An 18,381-nucleotide genomic window follows, 5' to 3' on the forward strand; every position below is an offset into this window, starting at 1 on the left:
GTGCAAGGCTTTTGTATAGAGAGCGCTGAGATGTGAGCGCTCGCAGGAATGCGGGCTCAACCCGGAGTGGAAAAGATGACAGAATGGACGAAATCAAGCTGGCGCGCCAAACCGCGGATCCAGATGCCGGATTATCCGGATCAGGCCGCGCTGGAAGCGGTTGAGGCACAGCTTGCCCGGTTTCCATTGCTGGTGTTTGCCGGTGAAGCGCGCCGTTTGAGAACGCACCTTGCAGCGGCAGGTCGCGGCGAGGCGTTTTTGCTGCAGGGCGGCGATTGCGCCGAGAGCTTTGATCAATTCAGCTCGGATGCGATCCGCGACACCTTCAAGGTGATGCTGCAGATGGCCACCGTGCTGACCTATGGTGCCAAGGTGCCGGTCATCAAGGTGGGCCGCATGGCGGGCCAGTTTGCCAAGCCGCGTTCAGCACCGACTGAAACCGTCGACGGTGTGGAATTGCCCAGCTACCGGGGTGATATCATCAACGAGCTCGATTTCACGACCAAAGCCCGCATTCCGGACCCGGAAAAGATGCTGCGCGCCTACACGCAAGCGGCCGCGACGCTGAACCTCATTCGCGCGTTCTCCACCGGGGGCTATGCGGACATCCATCAGGTGCACGCCTGGACGCTCGGCTTTACCGAACACGAGAAGGTCGAGCGCTACCGCGATATCGCCAACCGGATCTCCGACACGCTGGATTTCATGTCAGCGGCCGGGGTCACGCCGGAGACGGCGCATACGCTGCAGTCGGTGGAGTTCTACACCAGCCATGAATCGCTGCTGTTGGAATATGAAGAGGCGCTGACCCGCGTGGACAGCACCACCGGCAAATGGCTGGCAGGTTCCGGTCATATGATTTGGATCGGCGACCGGACACGCCAGCCGGACGGGGCGCATGTGGAGTTTGCCAGCGGTGTACAGAACCCCATCGGTCTGAAGGCAGGACCGTCGATGACCTCTGACGATCTCAAGGTGCTGATGGCCAAGCTGAACCCCGAAAACGAAGAGGGCCGCCTGACCCTGATCGCGCGCTTTGGTGCGGGATCGGTGGGTGAACACCTGCCGCGGCTGATCAAGACCGTGCGCGAGGAAGGTGCCAATGTGACCTGGGTCTGCGACGCGATGCATGGCAATACCATCAAATCCTCTACCGGATATAAAACGCGTCCCTTCGACTCCGTGCTGCGGGAGGTCCGCGAGTTCTTTGGCGTGCATGCCGCCGAGGGCACCGTGCCGGGGGGTGTGCATTTCGAGATGACCGGGCAAGACGTGACCGAGTGCACCGGAGGTGTCCGCGCCGTCAGCGATGAAGACCTGTCAGATCGCTACCATACCGCCTGCGACCCGCGCCTGAATGCCAGCCAATCGCTGGAACTGGCGTTCCTTGTGGCGGATGAATTGTCCAACCGTCGGGCAGCGCATCGGGATCAGGCCGCCGTCTGATCCGGAATATAGCTGCGTAAATTGGCCCGCCCTCCAATTGGAGGGCGGGCTTTTTTGTGGGCAGCCCAAACCAAAACCGCCCGCACATTCTGTGCGAGCGGCCTTCCTGATCAAAGGAATTTGGTACTTAAATTCTGCTCAATCGTCAGATTTTACGAGACGCAGGTAAGGCGCGCTCTGACGCGGGATGTCACTCTTGAACTGCGCTCTCGGTTCATTGAACCCAGGCGCGGTGCTTGGGGTCTTTGGCTTGGCAACCGGCGCCCTTCTTGGAAGGTCAACGCTGGACCCATCCGTCACAATCGGACGCAGGGAGGTGCGTGTGACATCAAAGCGGCGCGGGCTGCGACCGCTTTCGCCGACAGACACCAAAGCGCCCAGGATGCGGCTGACATCGCCAAGATCGCTTTTCAACGGCATCAGGACCATGCGCGCTTCAAGCGGCGGCATCCCGGCAGTCTGTTCAGAATGCAGTTGCAGGGTGCAGGTGGCGGGTGTCTCGAAAACCTCTTCGAGAATGTCGCTCAGCTGTCGGCGCGATCCCGGCGTGATGAAGGAGGTCAGGGGCATGCCGCGCACTTCCATCCCCATCAGATCGCTCAGGTGGCTGCCTGCAATGCGCAGACGCGCAATGCCGGGTGCGATTCTCTCGACGATAAAGGAATATTCCAGCGCCTGCTCGATGCCACGCGGATCAATCTCCGAGCGGTTGGGCATCAAACGACCGCCACGCAATGCTTCCCAATAGGCCTCCAATTGGGCCAATGGCGCAAAGCCGCTATGTGACGCGTTCTGGTTCATCGAAAATACATTGTGCGTGTTTTGACCGCCGTTGTCCATTGCCGCCCCCTTCACTAATACTGCACTTGGTGCAGGTGTTATCTAATACGAAGGTACTGAAGTCACTGTTTTATGACAGTACCAAACTGGTTACTGAAGTTTTAATACCAACAATTTTCTACAAACGGTGGGATATCTTTAGATTTGGTTAACTGATGATCGCCAATCGCGGACCCGGCAAAGCCCCGCCTAGGGGTTGCCCTGTCCCGCCAATTCGCCATAAGGCTCGTCAGGAACCACAGGGCTAAAGGATGCCTCCATGATCCGATCCATGACCGGTTTTGCCTCCGCAACGGGCAGTTTGCCGCCGCATTCCTGGGCGTGGGAACTGCGCGCGGTCAACGGCAAGGGGTTGGATCTGAGGTTGCGCGTGCCCGATTGGATCGACGGGCTGGAGGCCGGGCTGCGCAAAATGCTGGGCGCGTCTGTCGACCGCGGCAATGTCACCCTGTCGCTGCGGCTGGCGCGGGAGGAACACGCGGGTGCCTTGCAGATCAATGAGGCACAGCTGACCGCCGTTCTGGAGGCGATGGCGGTGATCGAGGCACGGGCGATGGAGGCCGGTATCTCGCTGGGTCCATCAACCTCGTCAGAGGTCGTCGCCCTGCGCGGCGTGCTGGAACAAAGCATGGTGGACGATGATGCCGCACCGCTGGCCAAAGCGCTGTTGGCAGAGGCGGAGACGTTGATCCAGGCGTTCAACGCCATGCGGGACGCCGAAGGAACCGCATTGCATGGCGTCCTGCAGGAGCAATTGAATGAGGTTGCGGCATTGACGCAGGAGGCCGCAACCCTGGCCCAGGCACGCAGCGATGCCATGACCGATACGCTCAAACGCAACCTTGCAAAGGTGATGGACAACGTTGATGGCGCGGATCCCGACCGGGTGGCGCAGGAGTTGGCCCTGATCGCCGTGAAATCCGATGTTACCGAAGAGATTGACCGGCTGGGCGCCCATGTCGATGCAGCACGCGCGCTGATCGGGCAGGGCGGTCCGGTCGGGCGCAAGCTGGATTTCCTGATGCAGGAGTTCAACCGAGAGGCCAATACACTGTGCTCAAAGGCGCAAAGCACCGAGCTCACCCGCTGTGGCCTTGCGCTCAAGGCTGTGATCGATCAGATGCGCGAACAGGTGCAGAATGTGGAGTAAGACATGACTGCAACGCGCCGTGGCCTTTTGATCATCCTCAGCTCACCCTCCGGGGCCGGTAAATCAACGCTGGCAAAGCGGCTGCGGGTCTGGGACCCGTCGATCCGGTTTTCGATTTCCGCCACAACGCGGCATCCACGCGAAGAAGAAACCCCCGGCCAGGACTACCATTTCGTCGAAGAGGCGCAATTCAAGCAATGGGTCCGGGAAGATGAGATGCTGGAGCACGCCCGTGTTTTTGGCAACTACTACGGGTCGCCCAAACCCCCCGTGGTCGAGGCGATTGAAGCCGGGCGCGACGTGCTTTTCGACATCGACTGGCAAGGCGCGCAGCAGATCGGCAAATCGGCGCTGCATCAACATGTGTTGTCGATCTTTATCCTGCCGCCGTCGATCACCGAACTGCGGCGACGGCTGGTCTCGCGCGGCCAGGACGATGCCGAAACCATCGCGCGCCGGATGAGCAAGAGCTGGGATGAGATCAGCCACTGGGATGGATATGATTACGTGCTGGTCAATGATGATCTTGACGCCACAGAGGATCAGTTGAAAACAATCATCACTGCAGAGCGTTTACGCGCTACTCAGCAGCCCGGTCTGCTGGACCATGTGCGCGGGCTGCAAACCGAATTCGAGGATTTGTCATGACGATCTATGCGCTGGGGGACAAGACCCCACATCTGCACGCCGACACATGGGTGGCCCCGGACGCCAATCTGATGGGCATGGTCGTGCTGGAAGAAGGCGCGTCGGTCTGGTTCGGCACCACCATCCGCGCAGATCATGAAGAGATCCGTGTCGGCAAGGGGTCCAACGTGCAGGAAAACTGTGTCTTTCATATCGATGCCGGGTATCCGCTGACTGTCGGTCAGAATTGCACGATCGGGCACAAGGTCATGCTGCATGGCTGCACCATCGGCAACAACAGCCTGATCGGTATGGGGGCCACGGTGCTTAACGGTGCGAAAATCGGTGAGAATTGCCTGATCGGGGCGGGCGCATTGATCACGGAAAACAAGGAAATTCCCGATGGCAGCCTGGTGATGGGTGTCCCTGGCAAGGTTGTGCGGGAGCTTGATGCTGCAGCGATCCAGGGGATCACGCAAAGCGCGCTGCATTACCAGCACAACATGCGCCGGTTTCGAGATGAACTGCACGCCGTAAAGGACTGATATGAAGAACGAAACCGGGTCTTTGATGCGCCCCGATGCGCTGCCTGAAAGCGCGAGCAGGCCAGTTGTGACCCCGCTCAGCCCCTCTGTCGTCTATGCCTCGGACACGCCGGATATGCTGGATCAGCAGTATGAAGGCGCGCTGCACGGCTATACCTACGCGCGCGAAGGGCACCCGAATGCGGATGTGGTCGCCAAACGGCTGGATCGGATGGAGCAGGCCCCGCACCCCGGTGTCGTGACCTCCTCGGGCATGGCGGCGGTGTCGGCGGTGCTGCTGGGCCTCACAAAATCGGGCGATCATGTGCTGGGGGGCAATCAGCTTTACGGCAGATCGCTGCGCATGATGACCGATGATTTACCGCGCCTCGGGATTGCCACATCGATGGCCGATCCCGGTGACATTGACGCGATGCGGGCCGCCCTGCGGCCCGAGACGCGCATGATCCTGATCGAAGCGGTATCCAACCCCACGCTGCGTATCGCGGACATTGCCGGTTTGGCCGCACTGGCGCAGGAAAAAGACATTCTGCTGGTGGTGGACAATACTTTCACGACGCCGCGCGCCTTCCGGCCTTTTGAGCACGGCGCGGATATCGTGATCCATTCGGTCACCAAGCTGCTGGCGGGCCATTCCGACGTGATGCTGGGCTATGTGGCAGCGCGGGATCAAACCCTCAATGACCGCCTGCGCATATTCACCGTCACCGCCGGCATGAACCCAAGCCCCTTTGACTGCTGGCTGGCGGAGCGGGGTATGCTGTCCTTTGATCTGCGTTTTGACCGCGCGCAGGCAACGGCAACCCATCTGGCAGATCATCTCGTAACATTGCCCGGCGTGACGCGGGTGATCTACCCCGGTCGCTCCGATCACCCCGATCATGATCGGGCCGCTGCACTGTTGGGCGGGCAATTCTGCAATATGGTCAGCTTTGAGCTGGAAGGTGACAGATCAACGGCCAATGCTTTCACACGGGCCGCAGCGGGGTTGAGTTTTGCCCCGACCTTGGGCGATGTCGGAACGACGATTTCGCACCCTGCATCCTCTTCACACCGTGCCCTGACCGCCGAAAAACGCGCCGAGCTGGGCATGTCGGAGGGGTTTTTCCGGGTCTCGGTCGGACTTGAGGACGCGGAGGCGCTCTGCACGATTTTCACGCAGGCCATCGCGGACGCGCACAACAGCTGAGGGGAGCCATCAGATGAGCCAGACCCTGTCCCAGCTTCTGGCCGCTGTGCCACTGCCTGCGCTCGCCATTGATGGGGGTGAGCGTATCGTGGCCTCCAACGCGGATGCGCGCACGCTGGTCGGTCAGGGGATCGACGGGCGAAACTACGTGACGATGCTGCGCCAACCCGCCTTGCTGGACACAATCGCGGCGATCCTGCGCGACAACCGCCCACGGGTGTCGCAATATCTGTTCAACGACGGGGTGCAGGACACGAATTATCAGGTCACGGCGCGGGTGGTTGAGGAATTCAACGTGGTTCTGCTGTGTTTTCAGGACGTGACCCACCTGGAACAGGCAGGCCAGATGCGCCGCGATTTTGTGGCCAACGTCAGCCATGAATTACGCACGCCGCTGACCGCGCTGATGGGGTTTATCGAGACTCTGCGGGGGCCAGCAAAGGATGACGCGGCGGCGCGCGACCGGTTTCTTGACATCATGGAGGGGGAGGCCGGGCGCATGAACCGTCTGGTCGGCGATCTGCTTTCGCTAAGCCGGGTGGAGGGGGATGAGCGGGTGCGCCCACGCGATGTGGTCAATCTGCCAGATATACTGTCCTCCGTGCTGCGCACTTTGAAACAACTGGCGGATGAGGCGCATGTCACGCTGGAGTTTGCGGATGGTGATGTGCCGGTCGAGCTGATCGGCGACCCGGATCAGCTGATGCAGGTGTTTACCAACCTGATCGAGAACGCGATCAAATACGGCGCTTCGGGCAAACGTGTCACTGTGCGGATTGAACTGATGGACCGCGACCCGGCGCTGCGGGCGCCTGGCGTTCGGGTCCATGTGATCGACTACGGGCCGGGGATCGACGCGATCCACCTGCCGCGCTTGACAGAACGGTTTTACCGTGCGGACAGCCACCGCAGCCGGGCCATGGGCGGCACCGGTCTTGGACTGGCGATTGTCAAACACATCATCAACCGGCATCGCGGACGGCTTCGGGTGGAGAGTGAACTGGGCGATGGCGCGCAATTCACGGTTGTTTTGCCATTACCTGTTTCGTCACAGTCGACGTAAACGACTCACCAAGGCATCGCATCCGACTGTTTGCAAGATTCCAGGCCACGGGCATGCTTCAAATAATATGAAATAAAAACAATATACTAATAGATGCGCTTATCGCAGAAATCTTCTGTCATAAAACCGTTACATAACTGTCACAAAAGCATTGTGTCGGGTCCGTATCACGGCTTTCAAGATCGCCAAGGGGGTGATCAGATTCGAAATGTTAATGACAGGAGATCTCATGTCGTTCGTAAAACTCACCACGTCCGCGCTGGCCATTGCGGCCGTTTCCGCAACCACCGCTGCCGCGCGTGATCAGGTGCAAGTTGCCGGTTCTTCAACCGTGCTGCCATATGCGTCCATCGTAGCAGAAGCCTTTGGCGAAAACTTTGAATTCCCGACACCCGTCGTTGAATCCGGTGGGTCCTCGGCTGGCCTCAAGCGCTTTTGCCAGGGCGTCGGCACGGAGCACACAGACATTGCAAACGCCTCCCGCGCCATCCGCGAAAAAGAGATCAAGGCCTGCGCCGAAAACGGGGTGACGGACATCATCGAAGTCCGCATCGGCTATGACGGCATCGTCTTTGCCAGCCAAATCGACGGCCCGGCCTACACGGCCTTCACCCAGTCCGACATCTTCAACGCTCTGGCGCCAAAAGTCATGGTCGACGGCGCGCTGGTCGACAACCCATACACAAAATGGTCCGACTTCAACGCCGATCTGCCAGACGCGGAAATCCTCGCGTTCATCCCGGGCACCAAGCACGGCACCCGCGAAGTTTTCGAAGAGAAAGTGATCGCGGCAGGCTGCGAAGCAACCGGCGCAATGGAAGCCATGGTTGCCGGAGGCATGAGCGAGGATGACGCGGAAGACGCCTGCCTCGAAGTGCGTACCGATGGCCGGTCCGTGGACATCGACGGTGACTACACCGAAACACTCGCGTCCATCGACGCCAACTCCAACGCCATCGGCGTCTTTGGTTTGGCGTTCTACGAAAACAACACCGACAAGCTCAAAGTGGCCACCATGTCGGGTGTTGAACCAACAACCGAAACAATCGCCGCCGGTGACTATCCGGTTTCGCGCCCCTTGTTCTTTTATATCAAGAAAGCACATATCGGCGTCATCCCCGGCCTGAAAGAATATGCTGAGTTCTTCGTCTCCGACGAAATCGCCGGTCCCGATGGTCCGCTGGCAGCCTACGGTCTGGTGTCCGATCCTGAGCTGACAAGCACGCAAGAAGGTGTTTCCGGCGAGCAGGTTATGGGCGGCGGCAGCTGATCCGACCCTTCGATGGGAACGATAAGATAGCGATGAGCGGCGGATATCGCCGCTCATCACGCTTCGGTGGCGCCGGGCCGTCACACTGAGAGTTTTGGGGGACACATGCCTTTACTTTGGCTTACCATCGTCGTGCTTGCCCTGTCTGCGGCCGGTTTTATCCTGGGTCGCCAGCGCGCGCTTGCGAGCGCGGGTGGCAACAGTCGGATGCTGCATTCGCTGCCGATTTACTACGGCTCGAATGCCTTTATGAAGTCGGTGGTTCCCGCGATTGGATTGATGCTGATTTGGCTGCTGGTGCAGCCCCTCGTGATCGAAAACCGCATCGCTGAAATGATCCCGGCCTCCGAGGTTCCGGAAGGTTCGAACATTGGCCTGCTGATGTCGGAAGTGCGCCGCACTGCTGACGGTCTGAACAACGCCGTTGTCGCGGGCGTGCTGGATGAAGAGACCGCCAGTAACGCACGCGCCGATTTCACCGACATGACACAGCGCCTGAAAGACGCAGGCCAGGTGGTGACCAATCGCATCACCCAGCCGGTTCTGCGGGCGGCGCAGGCGTATCGGGAAATGAGCGCCAGTTCAAACATGCTCATGACCATCGCCGTGCTGATTGTGGCTTTGCTGGGAACAGGCTGGGGCGTGATGCAAAGCGGGCGCGACTTCCGCGCGCGCAACGTGGTGGAGCAGGGCATTCTCGCCATCCTGATCGCCGCCGCTTCGGTCGCTATTCTAACCACCGTCGGGATCATCCTGTCGCTAATCTTCAACACGGTCGAATTCTTCCGGCTCTATCCGGCAGTTGATTTTTTCACCCTTCTGGAATGGGCGCCGAGTTTCTCCGGGCGCGGCGGCGCGTCGAGCCTGGGTATCCTGCCATTGCTATGGGGTACGATCTACATCTCCATCGTGGCGTTGATCGTGGCCGTGCCAATCGGTCTCTATTCTGCGATCTACCTGTCGGAATATGCCTCACCAAGAGTGCGCGGCATTGCCAAGCCAATGCTTGAAATCCTCGCCGGGATCCCGACCATCGTTTACGGTCTCTTCGCCTTGCTCACCATCGGGCCGCTGCTGATGAGTGTCTTCGGCGACAATGGTGTCGGATGGATGGGCGGGGGTCGTTCTGTCATGACGGCAGGCATCGCGATGGGCATCATGCTGATCCCCTTTGTCAGCTCGCTGTCGGATGACATCATCAATGCGGTGCCACAATCCCTGCGCGACGGATCCTACGGGCTGGGCGCGACCCGGTCTGAAACCATCCGGCAGGTGGTTCTGCCAGCGGCATTGCCCGGCATCGTCGGCGCGATCCTCCTGGCCGCCAGCCGCGCGATTGGCGAGACGATGATTGTCGTCTTGGGGGCAGGGGCCGCTGCACGGCTGTCGCTCAACCCCTTTGAGGCAATGACCACCGTGACCGCCAAGATCGTTTCACAGCTGACCGGTGACAGCGATTTTGCCTCGCCCGAAGCGCTGGTCGCCTTTGCCCTTGGCATTACCCTCTTTGTTCTGACCCTCGGGTTGAACGTCTTTGCCCTTTATATTGTACGCAAGTACCGGGAGCAGTACGAATGACCGAAGCAAGCATGCCCGCCCCGTCAGCGCCGCGCCAACGCGTGTCCCTTACCGCGCCGGACGCGCGCACCCAGAAACGCAAGGCCGCCGAAGCGCGGTTCCGCATGTATGGGGTCGCAGGCATTGCCACTGGGATCTTTTTTCTGATCGTGCTGCTGGTATCCATCGTGGGCAGCGGGACGGGGGCGTTCCAGCAAACCTTCCTCAACGTCTCGGTCTACCTCGACCCCGCGAAGCTTGATAAGAACGGCAATCGCGATCCGGCAGACATCAGGAAGGTATCGACCTTCGGCTACACGCCCCTGATCCAGGATGCCCTGCTCAAGCAGGTGCAGGACAATGGGATTGAAACGCCACTTGAAAAGCGTGGTGACATGAAGGCGATGATTTCCGCATCGGCCGCCGCACAGGTGCGCGATGTCGTCATCGATAACCCGGACCTGATCGGCGAAACAGTCGACTTCCGCATTCTCGCCTCCAGCCGCGTGGACGGATATCTGAAAGACCGCGTCAAACGCGAGGATGTGGCCCGCGACAAGAACATCGATGCAGAGCATTTGGACCTTGTCGACGCGCTTATCCCGCTGGGTGTGGTCAAAAAGACCTTCAACATGGATTTCATCACCGGCGCAGATGCCTCCGAAAGCCGGGCTGAGGCGGCGGGCATCGGGGTGTCGATGATCGGGTCGTTCTTCATGATGCTGGTGGTGCTGGTTCTGGCCTTGCCGATCGGTGTGGCGGCCTCAATCTACCTTGAGGAATTCGCACCCAAGAACCGGATCACCGACCTGATCGAGGTGAACATTGCCAACCTCGCGGCGGTGCCGTCCATCGTTTTTGGTATCCTTGGCCTCTCGGTGTTCATCCAGTTCATGCATCTGCCCCAATCAGCACCGCTGGTGGGCGGCATGGTGCTGACGCTGATGACGTTGCCGACGATCATCATCTCGACCCGCGCCTCGCTCAAGGCGGTGCCGCCATCGATCCGCGATGCGGCATTGGGGGTAGGGGCGTCGAAAATGCAATCGGTCTTTCACCATGTGCTGCCGCTCGCAGCCCCCGGCATCCTGACCGGCACAATCATCGGGCTGGCGCAGGCGCTGGGGGAAACCGCGCCTCTGCTTTTGATCGGTATGGTTGGCTTTATCGCCTCAAACGCCCCTGACAGCATTGCCAGCGGCCTGCTGGATCCAAACTCCGCCATGCCCGCGCAAATCTACGAATGGGCGAAACGTGCGGACCCGGCCTATTACGAACGCGCCTGGGGTGGCATTATCATCCTGCTGATTTTCCTGATCACAATGAATACCATCGCTGTGATCCTGCGCCGCCGCTTCGAGCGCCGGTGGTAAAAGGGGGACTTTGAAATGAACGACATGAGAATACTGGAGAGAGACGTGGACACGAACACGATCAAGATCGCGGCGCGGGGCGTCCAAGTCTATTACGGTGATAATCATGCGATCAAGGACGTGGATGTCGACATTCAGGACAAGACCGTGACCGCGTTCATTGGTCCTTCGGGCTGCGGCAAGTCCACATTTTTGCGCTGTCTCAATCGGATGAACGACACAATTGATGTCTGCCGTGTCGAAGGCGATATCCGCATCGACGCGGAAGACATCTATGACAAAAAGGTCGATCCGGTGCAGTTGCGCGCCAAGGTCGGCATGGTGTTTCAGAAACCGAACCCGTTCCCGAAGTCGATTTACGACAATGTGGCGTATGGCCCGCGCATCCACGGGCTTGCCCAAAGCAAATCGGATCTCGATGACATCGTTGAAAGCGCGCTGCGGCGGGCGGCGATCTGGGACGAGGTCAAGGATCGGTTGACCGCTGCGGGCACCGGCCTCTCAGGTGGGCAACAGCAACGTCTGTGCATCGCGCGCGCCGTAGCCACCGAACCCGAAGTGCTGCTGATGGATGAGCCCTGTTCGGCGCTTGACCCCATTGCCACGGCGCAGGTCGAGGAACTGATCGACGAGTTGCGGCAAAGCTATTCGGTGGTTATCGTCACGCACTCCATGCAGCAAGCCGCGCGGGTCAGCCAGAAAACCGCTTTCTTCCATCTCGGCAACCTTGTCGAATATGGCGAGACAGGCACCATCTTCACCAACCCCGAAGACCCCCGCACCGAGAGTTACATTACTGGTCGAATTGGATAAACATCATGCAAGATCAACACATTGCTTCTGCTTTCGACCGTGATCTGGAAGCCATCCAGGCGCAGATCATGAAAATGGGCGGTTTGGTCGAAGCCTCCATCCGGGACGGTGCGTTGTCCCTGGAAACCCGCGACGAAGAGCTGGCCGAAAAGGTACGCAAAGCGGACCGGGCCATTGATGAGCTGGAGGAAATGATCAACGAGGAAGCCGCCCGCGTCATTGCGTTGCGCGCGCCCACCGCGCGTGATTTGCGGCTCGTGCTCTCGGTGATCAAGATCAGCGCCAATCTCGAACGGATCGGCGACTACGCGAAAAACATGGCAAAGCGGACCGGAGTTTTGTCGCAGATGGCACCGGTGGACGACAGCGCCGGTGCGCTGCGGCGTATGGCGCGCGAAGTTGAACAGATGCTCAAGGATGCGCTCGACGCCTACATTCAGCGGGATGCCGAGCTCGCCATGGACGTGATCAATCACGACCGTGATGTCGACCAGATGTATAACGCGCTCTTTCGTGAATTCCTGACCTTCATGATGGAAGACCCGCGCAACATCACCGCCTGTATGCACCTGCATTTCATTGCGAAAAACGTGGAACGCATGGGCGATCACGTCACGTCCATCGCGGAGCAGGTTGTCTATCTGGTGACGGGTGAGCACCCCGAGGATGCCCGCCCGAAAGCCGACAAAACATCACTGGTAGCAGAAGGGTAAGGTTTTATGTCTGCCGATCAACCACGTGTTCTGGTCGTCGAGGATGAACCCGCACAACGTGAGGTTCTGGCCTATAATCTGGAGGCCGAGGGGTTCGCCGTCAGCCGCGCCGAAAACGGTGAGGAGGCCTTGATGCTGGTCGACGAAACCGCCCCGGACGTCATTGTTCTGGATTGGATGATGCCGAACCTGTCGGGCATCGAGGTCTGTCGCAGGCTCAAGATCAAATCGGAGACCCGCAGCATCCCGATCATCATGCTCTCGGCGCGTTCCGAAGAGGTGGACCGGGTGCGCGGGCTGGAAACCGGGGCCGATGACTATGTGATCAAACCCTATTCGGTGATCGAATTGATGGCGCGTGTGCGCAGCCAGTTGCGCCGTGTGCGGCCCGCCGCGTCGGGTGAGCGGCTGGAATATGAAGACATCGTGCTGGATTCCACCAGCCACCGGGTGAACCGGGGTAAGAGCGAATTAAAGCTGGGACCGACAGAATTCCGCCTGCTGTCGACCTTCATGGAAAAGCCCGGGCGCGTATTCTCGCGCGAGCAATTGCTGGATCGGGTCTGGGGGCGTGACATCTACGTCGATACCCGCACAGTGGACGTGCACATCGGACGCCTGCGCAAGGCTCTGACGCAATATGGTGGCTCCGATCCGCTGCGCACCGTGCGCGGCGCCGGGTACGCGTTGGGGTAGGGGCCTCTCAGGCGGCGACCGGACGCAGGCGCAGGATGTCGCGCGCCTGCTGCCAGGTGGCGACGGGGCGCTCGTATTTCTCGCAGAGGTCCGCCGCACGTTTGATCAGCGCAGCATTCGAGGGCGCAAGCGTCGCGCGGTCCAGCCGCACGTTGTCTTCCAGACCTGCCCGCGTGTGCCCCCCCGCAGCGATGGCCCATTCGTTCACTTCGATCTGTGCCGGACCGATCCCAGCCGCGCACCAGGCCGCATCTGGCGCGCGTGACTTCACCGTTTGCACGTAGAAATCAAAGACCTGTTTGTCCGCGGGCATTGCGTTTTTCACACCCATGACAAATTGCACATAAAGGCGCCCGTGCAGCTTGCCAGCCTCATGCATTTTGATCGCGTGCAGAATATGCGATAGATCGAAGGCCTCGATTTCAGGTGTCACCTCATAGGTGCGCATCTCACCCGACAGCCATTCGACAAGGTCCGGGGGGTTCTCGTAAACGCGTGTCGGGAAATTGTTTGACCCCACCGACAAAGACGCCATGTCCGGTCGCAGCGGCAGCATGCCACCCCGTGCCGCACCCGCACCAGATCGCCCGCCAGTGGAAAATTGGATGATCATGCCTGGGCAATGCTTTTCCAGACCTTCCTTGAGGGCTGCGAATTTATCCGGATCGGAGGAGGGGGTCTGGTCATCATTGCGCACATGCGCATGGCAGATGGCGGCCCCCGCCTCAAAGGCTTCCTGCGTGCTTTCGATCTGCTCGGAGACGGAGATCGGAACCGCCGGATTGGCTGCTTTGGTGGGCACGCTGCCGGTGATGGCAACGCATAAGATACATGGGTCAGACATCGAAAAATACCGTTTCTTGAGGGCCTTGCAGGTGGATGTTAAACTGATACATGCCATCGCTTTCGCGCGTCGCAATCAGGGTCGAGACGCGGTTTCTGTGCTCGATCCGCGCCAGCACGGGGTCGTCGGCATTTGCGACTTCTTCTTCTGGAAAATACATGCGCGTGTGCAGGCCGATGTTGATGCCGCGCGCCACCACCCAGAAGGTGATATGCGGGGCCATCATGTGCCCGTCGCGATGCGGAACAGGCCCGGGTTTGATCGTGTCAAACCGCCAAATGCCGGTTTCATCATCACCCGCTTTTCGCCCCCAGCCGGAAAAATTCGGATCCGGATCGCCACTAGCATAGATGCCATTTGTATCCGCCTGCCAGATTTCAACCATCGCGTCCTTAAGAGCATTTCCGGTGCCATCAAAGACTGTCCCAATGATGCTTATCCGGTCGCCAAGGGTGTTTTCATTCACCATCTGCGCGCCCAAGTCTTGCGCGTAAACACCTGAAATCCCGCAAAAATTTGGAACACATCCAATGTGAACATAAGGCCCGGCTGTTTGCGAAGCACTTTCATGCAGTTTCGTCATCACATGCCCTCCGGCCTGTTTTCGAAATAGCTGGCGCGGCGGCCGCGCAACACAATGTCAAAACGATACGCACGAGCATCCATCGGGATGGTATTTTCCATGTCCAGAGGCGCGATCAACCCCTCAATCGCCGCGCGGTCCGGGATCGTCGCCACGATGGGACAACGCCAGATCAGCGGGTCTCCCTCAAAGTACATCTGCGTGATCATGCGCTGTGCAAAGCTTTGACCAAAAACGGAAAAATGGATATGTGCAGGGCGCCAATCATTGCCGCCATTGGGCCAGGGATAAGGTCCGGGTTTGACCGTACGGAAGTGATATGCGCCGGTTTCATCGGTGATCATCCGGCCACATCCGCCGAAATTTGGGTCCAAAGGCGCCAGATATCCTTCTTTCTTATGCCGATAGCGGCCACCAGCGTTGGCTTGCCAAACTTCAATCAACGCACCGGGAACAGCACGACCGGTTTCGTCCAGCACACGACCATGAACGATGATGCGCTGTCCGATCGCCGTTTCGCCCGGTGCCGCGAAGTTCTGCAGCAGATCATTGTCGAGCGGTCCCAGCAGGTCATGTCCAAAGCGCGGGCCGGTGTCTTCGCTTAAAGTGCTTTGCAGAGAAATCTTCGCGCGTTCCGGTGAGCGGGTCACACTGGTTTTATACGCGGGAGTGCGGGCCGGCGGCTGACGTGTCCAGTCACGCGCGATGAAACCACCTTTGCCATATGCTGTCATGATCTCTGTGTCACACTATTATTTGAATTCGGGACGACCGTGGCGGCCAAGTGCACTTGTAGTCTGCTGATCTTGTATCCTGGCACTTTAGCTCTCACGATCGTTCGGCGTTCATGATCTGGAACATATAGGTGATAAGCTCCAGCAGAAGAAAGCCGCAAATTTAGTATCGTCGCCATCTTATTGATTTTTATGATTTAAGACAAATATTTTATTTACATAATACTGATTATAAATATTATCGATATACGACTGTGCGTATGTCAGTTTCCCTATCCTCTTCGGCCAACAAAAACTGAATCAGGGACGCTTTTGGAGGTGAGCCCCATTCCCCTGCCCCAATATCAGTCGGTTACAAAGCCCAGATCGCAACGGCAGTGCCAATCTTCTCTTTCGTTGAGCCACTCGTGCGTTCGTGTTGACACCATCTGCCGCAAATCAATGACAGTCAGCAAAGCGTGGTTAATCTTCTCTGTATCGCCCTTTGCATATGCACGTTAAATGAGGCCCAACTGCGCGGAAAGATTGTGCGCCAGCATTTCGTCTGAGACGTCATTTGTCATCACATCATTGGTTTTTCACTAAATCATATGCCCAATCTGCTTTGGCTCTGTTCAAGTTTAGGTTTCCTTCACCACTGATCGAAGAACAAGAAATCTCGTTTGCAAACTCATCCTCCCTCTAACAATTCGGCTCCCTGCTCTTTGCTGCCATTGATTGCGGGTTAGACGTGCTGAAATGCAGAGATGCAAAGCTGACGTTCCCGCCATTCGCTGCACGTATAAAATCGTGGTATGATCGAACCTACCCAGTGCGAACAGGTCGTTCAATCCCGCTCAGCGCAGTGGTCTTGGGACATCAGACTTGCCAAAACCGCATCCGGAATGGCGTCTTGTGCATACTCGAATGTGCCGCTGCCGCGCACCTCCTCGGCTGCGCGTTTGAGCGCGCCGAACGCGGCCCTTGCAAGGGAACCACCGACGCTAATGCGCCGGACTCCTGCCTCGGAGAGTTCGGCCACCGAATAGCTTTGACCGCTGAGTCCCATGACCACATTCACAGGCTTGTCGACCTCCCGGCACACCGTTCGGATTGCCTCAATATCTGGCAATCCAGGGGCATAAAGCACATTGGCACCGGCTTCCGAAAAGGCTTGCAAGCGTTTGATCGTATCTTTGAGATCGGGCCGACCCCAAAGGTAATTTTCTGCGCGCGCTGTCAGAAAAAATGGCAACGCCGCCGCAGTCTCGGCGGCAGCGCGAATGCGCTCGACTGCCAGAGCAAGATCGAAGATTGGCTCATCCGGATTGCCTGTTGCGTCCTCAATGGACCCACCGACCAACCCGATGCCAGAGGCGATGCGAATGGTATCGGCACAGGTTTCGGGGGCCCTGCCGAAGCCATCTTCCAGATCGGCTGAGACCGGAAGATCGCAGGCTCCGGCGATCTGCGCTGCATTGGCGATCAACTCATCCCGGCTTAGACCTGCGAAGGAATCGCGTTTTCCAACCGAGAAAGCGTAGCCGGCGCTGGTCGTCGCCAGAGCTTCGAACCCCAAACTCGCCAACAACCTTGTCGAACCGACATCCCATGGATTTGGCATAACGAAGGCTTCAGTTCGATGGTGAAGCGATCGGAAAGCTTCAAACTTTTTATCCTGATCCATTCGTTCCCTTAACGACATCCCGTGCACGATACTTGTAAAACATATATCGAACGACTGTCACGACCTCGGTCATTCTAGACTCACTCCGTACCTCGGAGGTGGTGCAGCATTCCAGCTATTGCTCGCATCAGGCACCAAAGAGGACGGCCCATTTCCGACATTTAGCGGTTGGCTACAATGCCGCGGTCGCAGCCCGAATAGTGGACGTTGGCGCACGATCCCAGCTTCCTGGACATTGCGATGGGTGAGACGCTGTACTAAGTGAGCTTTCGCTGCGCTAGCCCGAAGATCCACTTCAGCCGGGTATTGCTAACACGACGCTGTATAAATCTGGCTCGCCAGGCCCAAAGCGATGTGCTTTGCTATCTTCATGCATATCGATCCGATTACCCTGTCCGCCTTTTCGCTCGCCGTCGTCGTCCTGGCGCTGACGCCAGGCCCTGACCTCTTTCTGATCTTAGGACGCGGGCTTGCGCAGGGTCGCATGGCAGCGATCTTTACCGTGCTTGGCTTTCTTCTCGCTGGCGTTGTGCAGGTGCCGCTCCTAGCTCTCGGCCTTGCAACCCTGATCGCAGAGAACCCCGTCCTATTCGACTTGATCCGCTACGCGGGCGGCGCTTATCTCATCTGGAGAGGTGCGAAGATGCTCTTTGGCCCGGTACCCGACCCTGCTGGCGACGGCTCCGCAACAGTCTCTCGGGGCGAGGCGTTGCGCGAGGGTTTCGTGGCGAGCCTTGTTAATCCAAAGGGACACGCGTTCATGCTCGCCTTCCTGCCCCAGTTCGTGGACCCCACGGCAGGATCGGTCGCTGTCCAGTTCGTAGTCCTTGGCCTGGTGATGCGCGTCGTCGCCTTCATGGTGGAGGTGACACTGGCTACATTCTCGGGAACTGTCGGTGCCGTCCTGCGTCGCTCACGACGCGCGCGCATCGCGTTGGAGCGCATTGCTGGCCTGCTCATCGTCGCGATCGGAGTCCGGCTCCTCCTTCTGGAGCCCCCCGAACTGCGAGAAGCAAAGTAAGATTCTCCTCACTGAGTGCCCGACATGCCGCGGCTTCCGCGTCTGCTGACCTGTCATAGGACGTCCAAATCCAAGGTCTGGTTTGGGCTGACACCCGTCAACCGACCGAAACCTTCAGATGTCGCCTCAGAGCCCAAAGTGACCAGTGCTGCGACCGTGTCGAATGGCTCCTTCTTTGAATTTCAGAGGTGTCAGGTTATCCTGCCCGCATTGAGCAGCAATTGCGCAATTCGGCGTTTCCTTTGCAGCAA

General features: G+C 58.7%; 18 protein-coding genes. 13 read left to right on the forward strand and 5 right to left on the reverse strand.

Annotation, left to right across the window (positions count from 1 at the left end; genetic code table 11):
* Nucleotides 1–75: 75 nt before the first annotated feature.
* Nucleotides 76–1,446, forward strand: coding sequence for a class II 3-deoxy-7-phosphoheptulonate synthase (locus Q1A63_RS21535; RefSeq protein ID WP_298975490.1), 1,371 nt, complete (start codon nt 76–78; stop codon nt 1,444–1,446).
* A gap of 138 nt (nt 1,447–1,584) precedes the next feature.
* Here Q1A63_RS21535 and Q1A63_RS21540 read toward each other — a convergent pair whose 3' ends face one another.
* A complete protein-coding gene (locus Q1A63_RS21540; protein ID WP_299632464.1) occupies nt 1,585–2,286 on the reverse strand; it encodes a PAS domain-containing protein in 702 nt (233 codons plus the stop codon).
* A 259-nt stretch (nt 2,287–2,545) separates the two neighbouring features.
* Here Q1A63_RS21540 and Q1A63_RS21545 point away from each other — a divergent pair, with 259 nt between their 5' ends.
* From Q1A63_RS21545 to phoB, 11 genes are all read left to right on the forward strand, one after another.
* Entirely contained in the window at nt 2,546–3,436 is an 891-nt protein-coding gene (locus tag Q1A63_RS21545; RefSeq protein WP_298975486.1) for a YicC/YloC family endoribonuclease, read from the forward strand.
* Nucleotides 3,437–3,439: 3 nt separating this feature from the next.
* On the forward strand, nt 3,440–4,084 hold the full coding sequence (gmk, locus tag Q1A63_RS21550) for a guanylate kinase (RefSeq protein WP_298975483.1): 645 nt from the start codon (nt 3,440–3,442) through the stop codon (nt 4,082–4,084).
* Nucleotides 4,081–4,608 (forward strand): gamma carbonic anhydrase family protein, encoded by a 528-nt coding sequence (locus Q1A63_RS21555; protein ID WP_298975482.1) that lies wholly within the window; start codon nt 4,081–4,083, stop codon nt 4,606–4,608. Before gmk ends, Q1A63_RS21555 begins: the two co-directional genes overlap by 4 nt.
* 1 nt (nt 4,609) lies before the next feature.
* Complete coding sequence (locus tag Q1A63_RS21560) at nt 4,610–5,797, forward strand: aminotransferase class I/II-fold pyridoxal phosphate-dependent enzyme (protein ID WP_298975481.1); 1,188 nt, start codon at nt 4,610–4,612, stop codon at nt 5,795–5,797.
* A 13-nt stretch (nt 5,798–5,810) separates the two neighbouring features.
* The gene (locus tag Q1A63_RS21565; protein WP_298975480.1) at nt 5,811–6,860 is read left to right on the forward strand and encodes an ATP-binding protein; all 1,050 of its coding nucleotides are present in this window, start codon (nt 5,811–5,813) and stop codon (nt 6,858–6,860) included.
* Between the two features lie 229 nt (nt 6,861–7,089).
* Entirely contained in the window at nt 7,090–8,130 is a 1,041-nt protein-coding gene (locus Q1A63_RS21570) for a substrate-binding domain-containing protein (RefSeq protein ID WP_298975479.1), read from the forward strand.
* 105 nt (nt 8,131–8,235) lie between these two features.
* Nucleotides 8,236–9,708, forward strand: a complete 1,473-nt coding sequence (gene pstC / locus Q1A63_RS21575; protein ID WP_298975478.1) for a phosphate ABC transporter permease subunit PstC — start codon at nt 8,236–8,238, stop codon at nt 9,706–9,708.
* Nucleotides 9,705–11,060 carry a phosphate ABC transporter permease PstA gene (gene pstA, locus Q1A63_RS21580; RefSeq protein ID WP_299632466.1) on the forward strand — a complete coding sequence of 452 codons (1,356 nt, stop codon included), beginning with the start codon at nt 9,705–9,707 and terminating at the stop codon, nt 11,058–11,060. Before pstC ends, pstA begins: the two co-directional genes overlap by 4 nt.
* A 15-nt stretch (nt 11,061–11,075) precedes the next feature.
* Nucleotides 11,076–11,873, forward strand: a complete 798-nt coding sequence (gene pstB / locus Q1A63_RS21585; RefSeq protein ID WP_299409138.1) for a phosphate ABC transporter ATP-binding protein PstB — start codon at nt 11,076–11,078, stop codon at nt 11,871–11,873.
* Nucleotides 11,874–11,878: 5 nt separating this feature from the next.
* Nucleotides 11,879–12,586 (forward strand): phosphate signaling complex protein PhoU, encoded by a 708-nt coding sequence (phoU, locus tag Q1A63_RS21590; RefSeq protein WP_298975474.1) that lies wholly within the window; start codon nt 11,879–11,881, stop codon nt 12,584–12,586.
* A 6-nt stretch (nt 12,587–12,592) separates the two neighbouring features.
* Nucleotides 12,593–13,282 carry a phosphate regulon transcriptional regulator PhoB gene (phoB, locus tag Q1A63_RS21595; RefSeq protein WP_299632467.1) on the forward strand — a complete coding sequence of 230 codons (690 nt, stop codon included), beginning with the start codon at nt 12,593–12,595 and terminating at the stop codon, nt 13,280–13,282.
* 7 nt (nt 13,283–13,289) lie between these two features.
* On the opposite strand, the gene Q1A63_RS21600 is transcribed toward phoB, so the two are convergent.
* From Q1A63_RS21600 to Q1A63_RS21615, 4 genes are all read right to left on the reverse strand, one after another.
* Nucleotides 13,290–14,126, reverse strand: a complete 837-nt coding sequence (locus Q1A63_RS21600; protein ID WP_298975472.1) for a 3-keto-5-aminohexanoate cleavage protein — start codon at nt 14,124–14,126, stop codon at nt 13,290–13,292.
* Complete coding sequence (gene pcaG / locus Q1A63_RS21605) at nt 14,119–14,709, reverse strand: protocatechuate 3,4-dioxygenase subunit alpha (RefSeq protein WP_298975471.1); 591 nt, start codon at nt 14,707–14,709, stop codon at nt 14,119–14,121. Before pcaG ends, Q1A63_RS21600 begins: the two co-directional genes overlap by 8 nt.
* Nucleotides 14,709–15,443, reverse strand: coding sequence for a protocatechuate 3,4-dioxygenase subunit beta (pcaH, locus tag Q1A63_RS21610; protein ID WP_298975469.1), 735 nt, complete (start codon nt 15,441–15,443; stop codon nt 14,709–14,711). The genes pcaG and pcaH overlap by 1 nt, the downstream gene beginning before the upstream one ends.
* An 826-nt stretch (nt 15,444–16,269) precedes the next feature.
* Entirely contained in the window at nt 16,270–17,127 is an 858-nt protein-coding gene (locus Q1A63_RS21615; RefSeq protein ID WP_366524389.1) for an isocitrate lyase/phosphoenolpyruvate mutase family protein, read from the reverse strand.
* 352 nt (nt 17,128–17,479) lie between these two features.
* Between Q1A63_RS21615 and Q1A63_RS21620 the strand changes: the two genes are divergently transcribed.
* On the forward strand, nt 17,480–18,130 hold the full coding sequence (locus tag Q1A63_RS21620) for a LysE family translocator (RefSeq protein ID WP_298975465.1): 651 nt from the start codon (nt 17,480–17,482) through the stop codon (nt 18,128–18,130).
* Nucleotides 18,131–18,381: the final 251 nt, after the last annotated feature.

Source organism: uncultured Roseobacter sp. (genome assembly GCF_947499265.1).
Classification (GTDB): domain Bacteria; phylum Pseudomonadota; class Alphaproteobacteria; order Rhodobacterales; family Rhodobacteraceae; genus Roseobacter.

Excerpts from the sequence above, each read along its gene's own strand:
- Q1A63_RS21535 (WP_298975490.1), top strand. The coding sequence starts at position 76 with ATGACAGAATGGACGAAATCAAGCTGGCGCGCCAAACCGCGGATCCAG.
- Q1A63_RS21540 (WP_299632464.1), bottom strand. The coding sequence starts at position 2,286 with ATGGACAACGGCGGTCAAAACACGCACAATGTATTTTCGATGAACCAG.
- Q1A63_RS21545 (WP_298975486.1), top strand. The coding sequence starts at position 2,546 with ATGATCCGATCCATGACCGGTTTTGCCTCCGCAACGGGCAGTTTGCCG.
- gmk (WP_298975483.1), top strand. The coding sequence starts at position 3,440 with ATGACTGCAACGCGCCGTGGCCTTTTGATCATCCTCAGCTCACCCTCC.
- Q1A63_RS21555 (WP_298975482.1), top strand. The coding sequence starts at position 4,081 with ATGACGATCTATGCGCTGGGGGACAAGACCCCACATCTGCACGCCGAC.
- Q1A63_RS21560 (WP_298975481.1), top strand. The coding sequence starts at position 4,610 with ATGAAGAACGAAACCGGGTCTTTGATGCGCCCCGATGCGCTGCCTGAA.
- Q1A63_RS21565 (WP_298975480.1), top strand. The coding sequence starts at position 5,811 with ATGAGCCAGACCCTGTCCCAGCTTCTGGCCGCTGTGCCACTGCCTGCG.
- Q1A63_RS21570 (WP_298975479.1), top strand. The coding sequence starts at position 7,090 with ATGTCGTTCGTAAAACTCACCACGTCCGCGCTGGCCATTGCGGCCGTT.
- pstC (WP_298975478.1), top strand. The coding sequence starts at position 8,236 with ATGCCTTTACTTTGGCTTACCATCGTCGTGCTTGCCCTGTCTGCGGCC.
- pstA (WP_299632466.1), top strand. The coding sequence starts at position 9,705 with ATGACCGAAGCAAGCATGCCCGCCCCGTCAGCGCCGCGCCAACGCGTG.
- pstB (WP_299409138.1), top strand. The coding sequence starts at position 11,076 with ATGAACGACATGAGAATACTGGAGAGAGACGTGGACACGAACACGATC.
- phoU (WP_298975474.1), top strand. The coding sequence starts at position 11,879 with ATGCAAGATCAACACATTGCTTCTGCTTTCGACCGTGATCTGGAAGCC.
- phoB (WP_299632467.1), top strand. The coding sequence starts at position 12,593 with ATGTCTGCCGATCAACCACGTGTTCTGGTCGTCGAGGATGAACCCGCA.
- Q1A63_RS21600 (WP_298975472.1), bottom strand. The coding sequence starts at position 14,126 with ATGTCTGACCCATGTATCTTATGCGTTGCCATCACCGGCAGCGTGCCC.
- pcaG (WP_298975471.1), bottom strand. The coding sequence starts at position 14,709 with ATGACGAAACTGCATGAAAGTGCTTCGCAAACAGCCGGGCCTTATGTT.
- pcaH (WP_298975469.1), bottom strand. The coding sequence starts at position 15,443 with ATGACAGCATATGGCAAAGGTGGTTTCATCGCGCGTGACTGGACACGT.
- Q1A63_RS21615 (WP_366524389.1), bottom strand. The coding sequence starts at position 17,127 with ATGTCGTTAAGGGAACGAATGGATCAGGATAAAAAGTTTGAAGCTTTC.
- Q1A63_RS21620 (WP_298975465.1), top strand. The coding sequence starts at position 17,480 with ATGCATATCGATCCGATTACCCTGTCCGCCTTTTCGCTCGCCGTCGTC.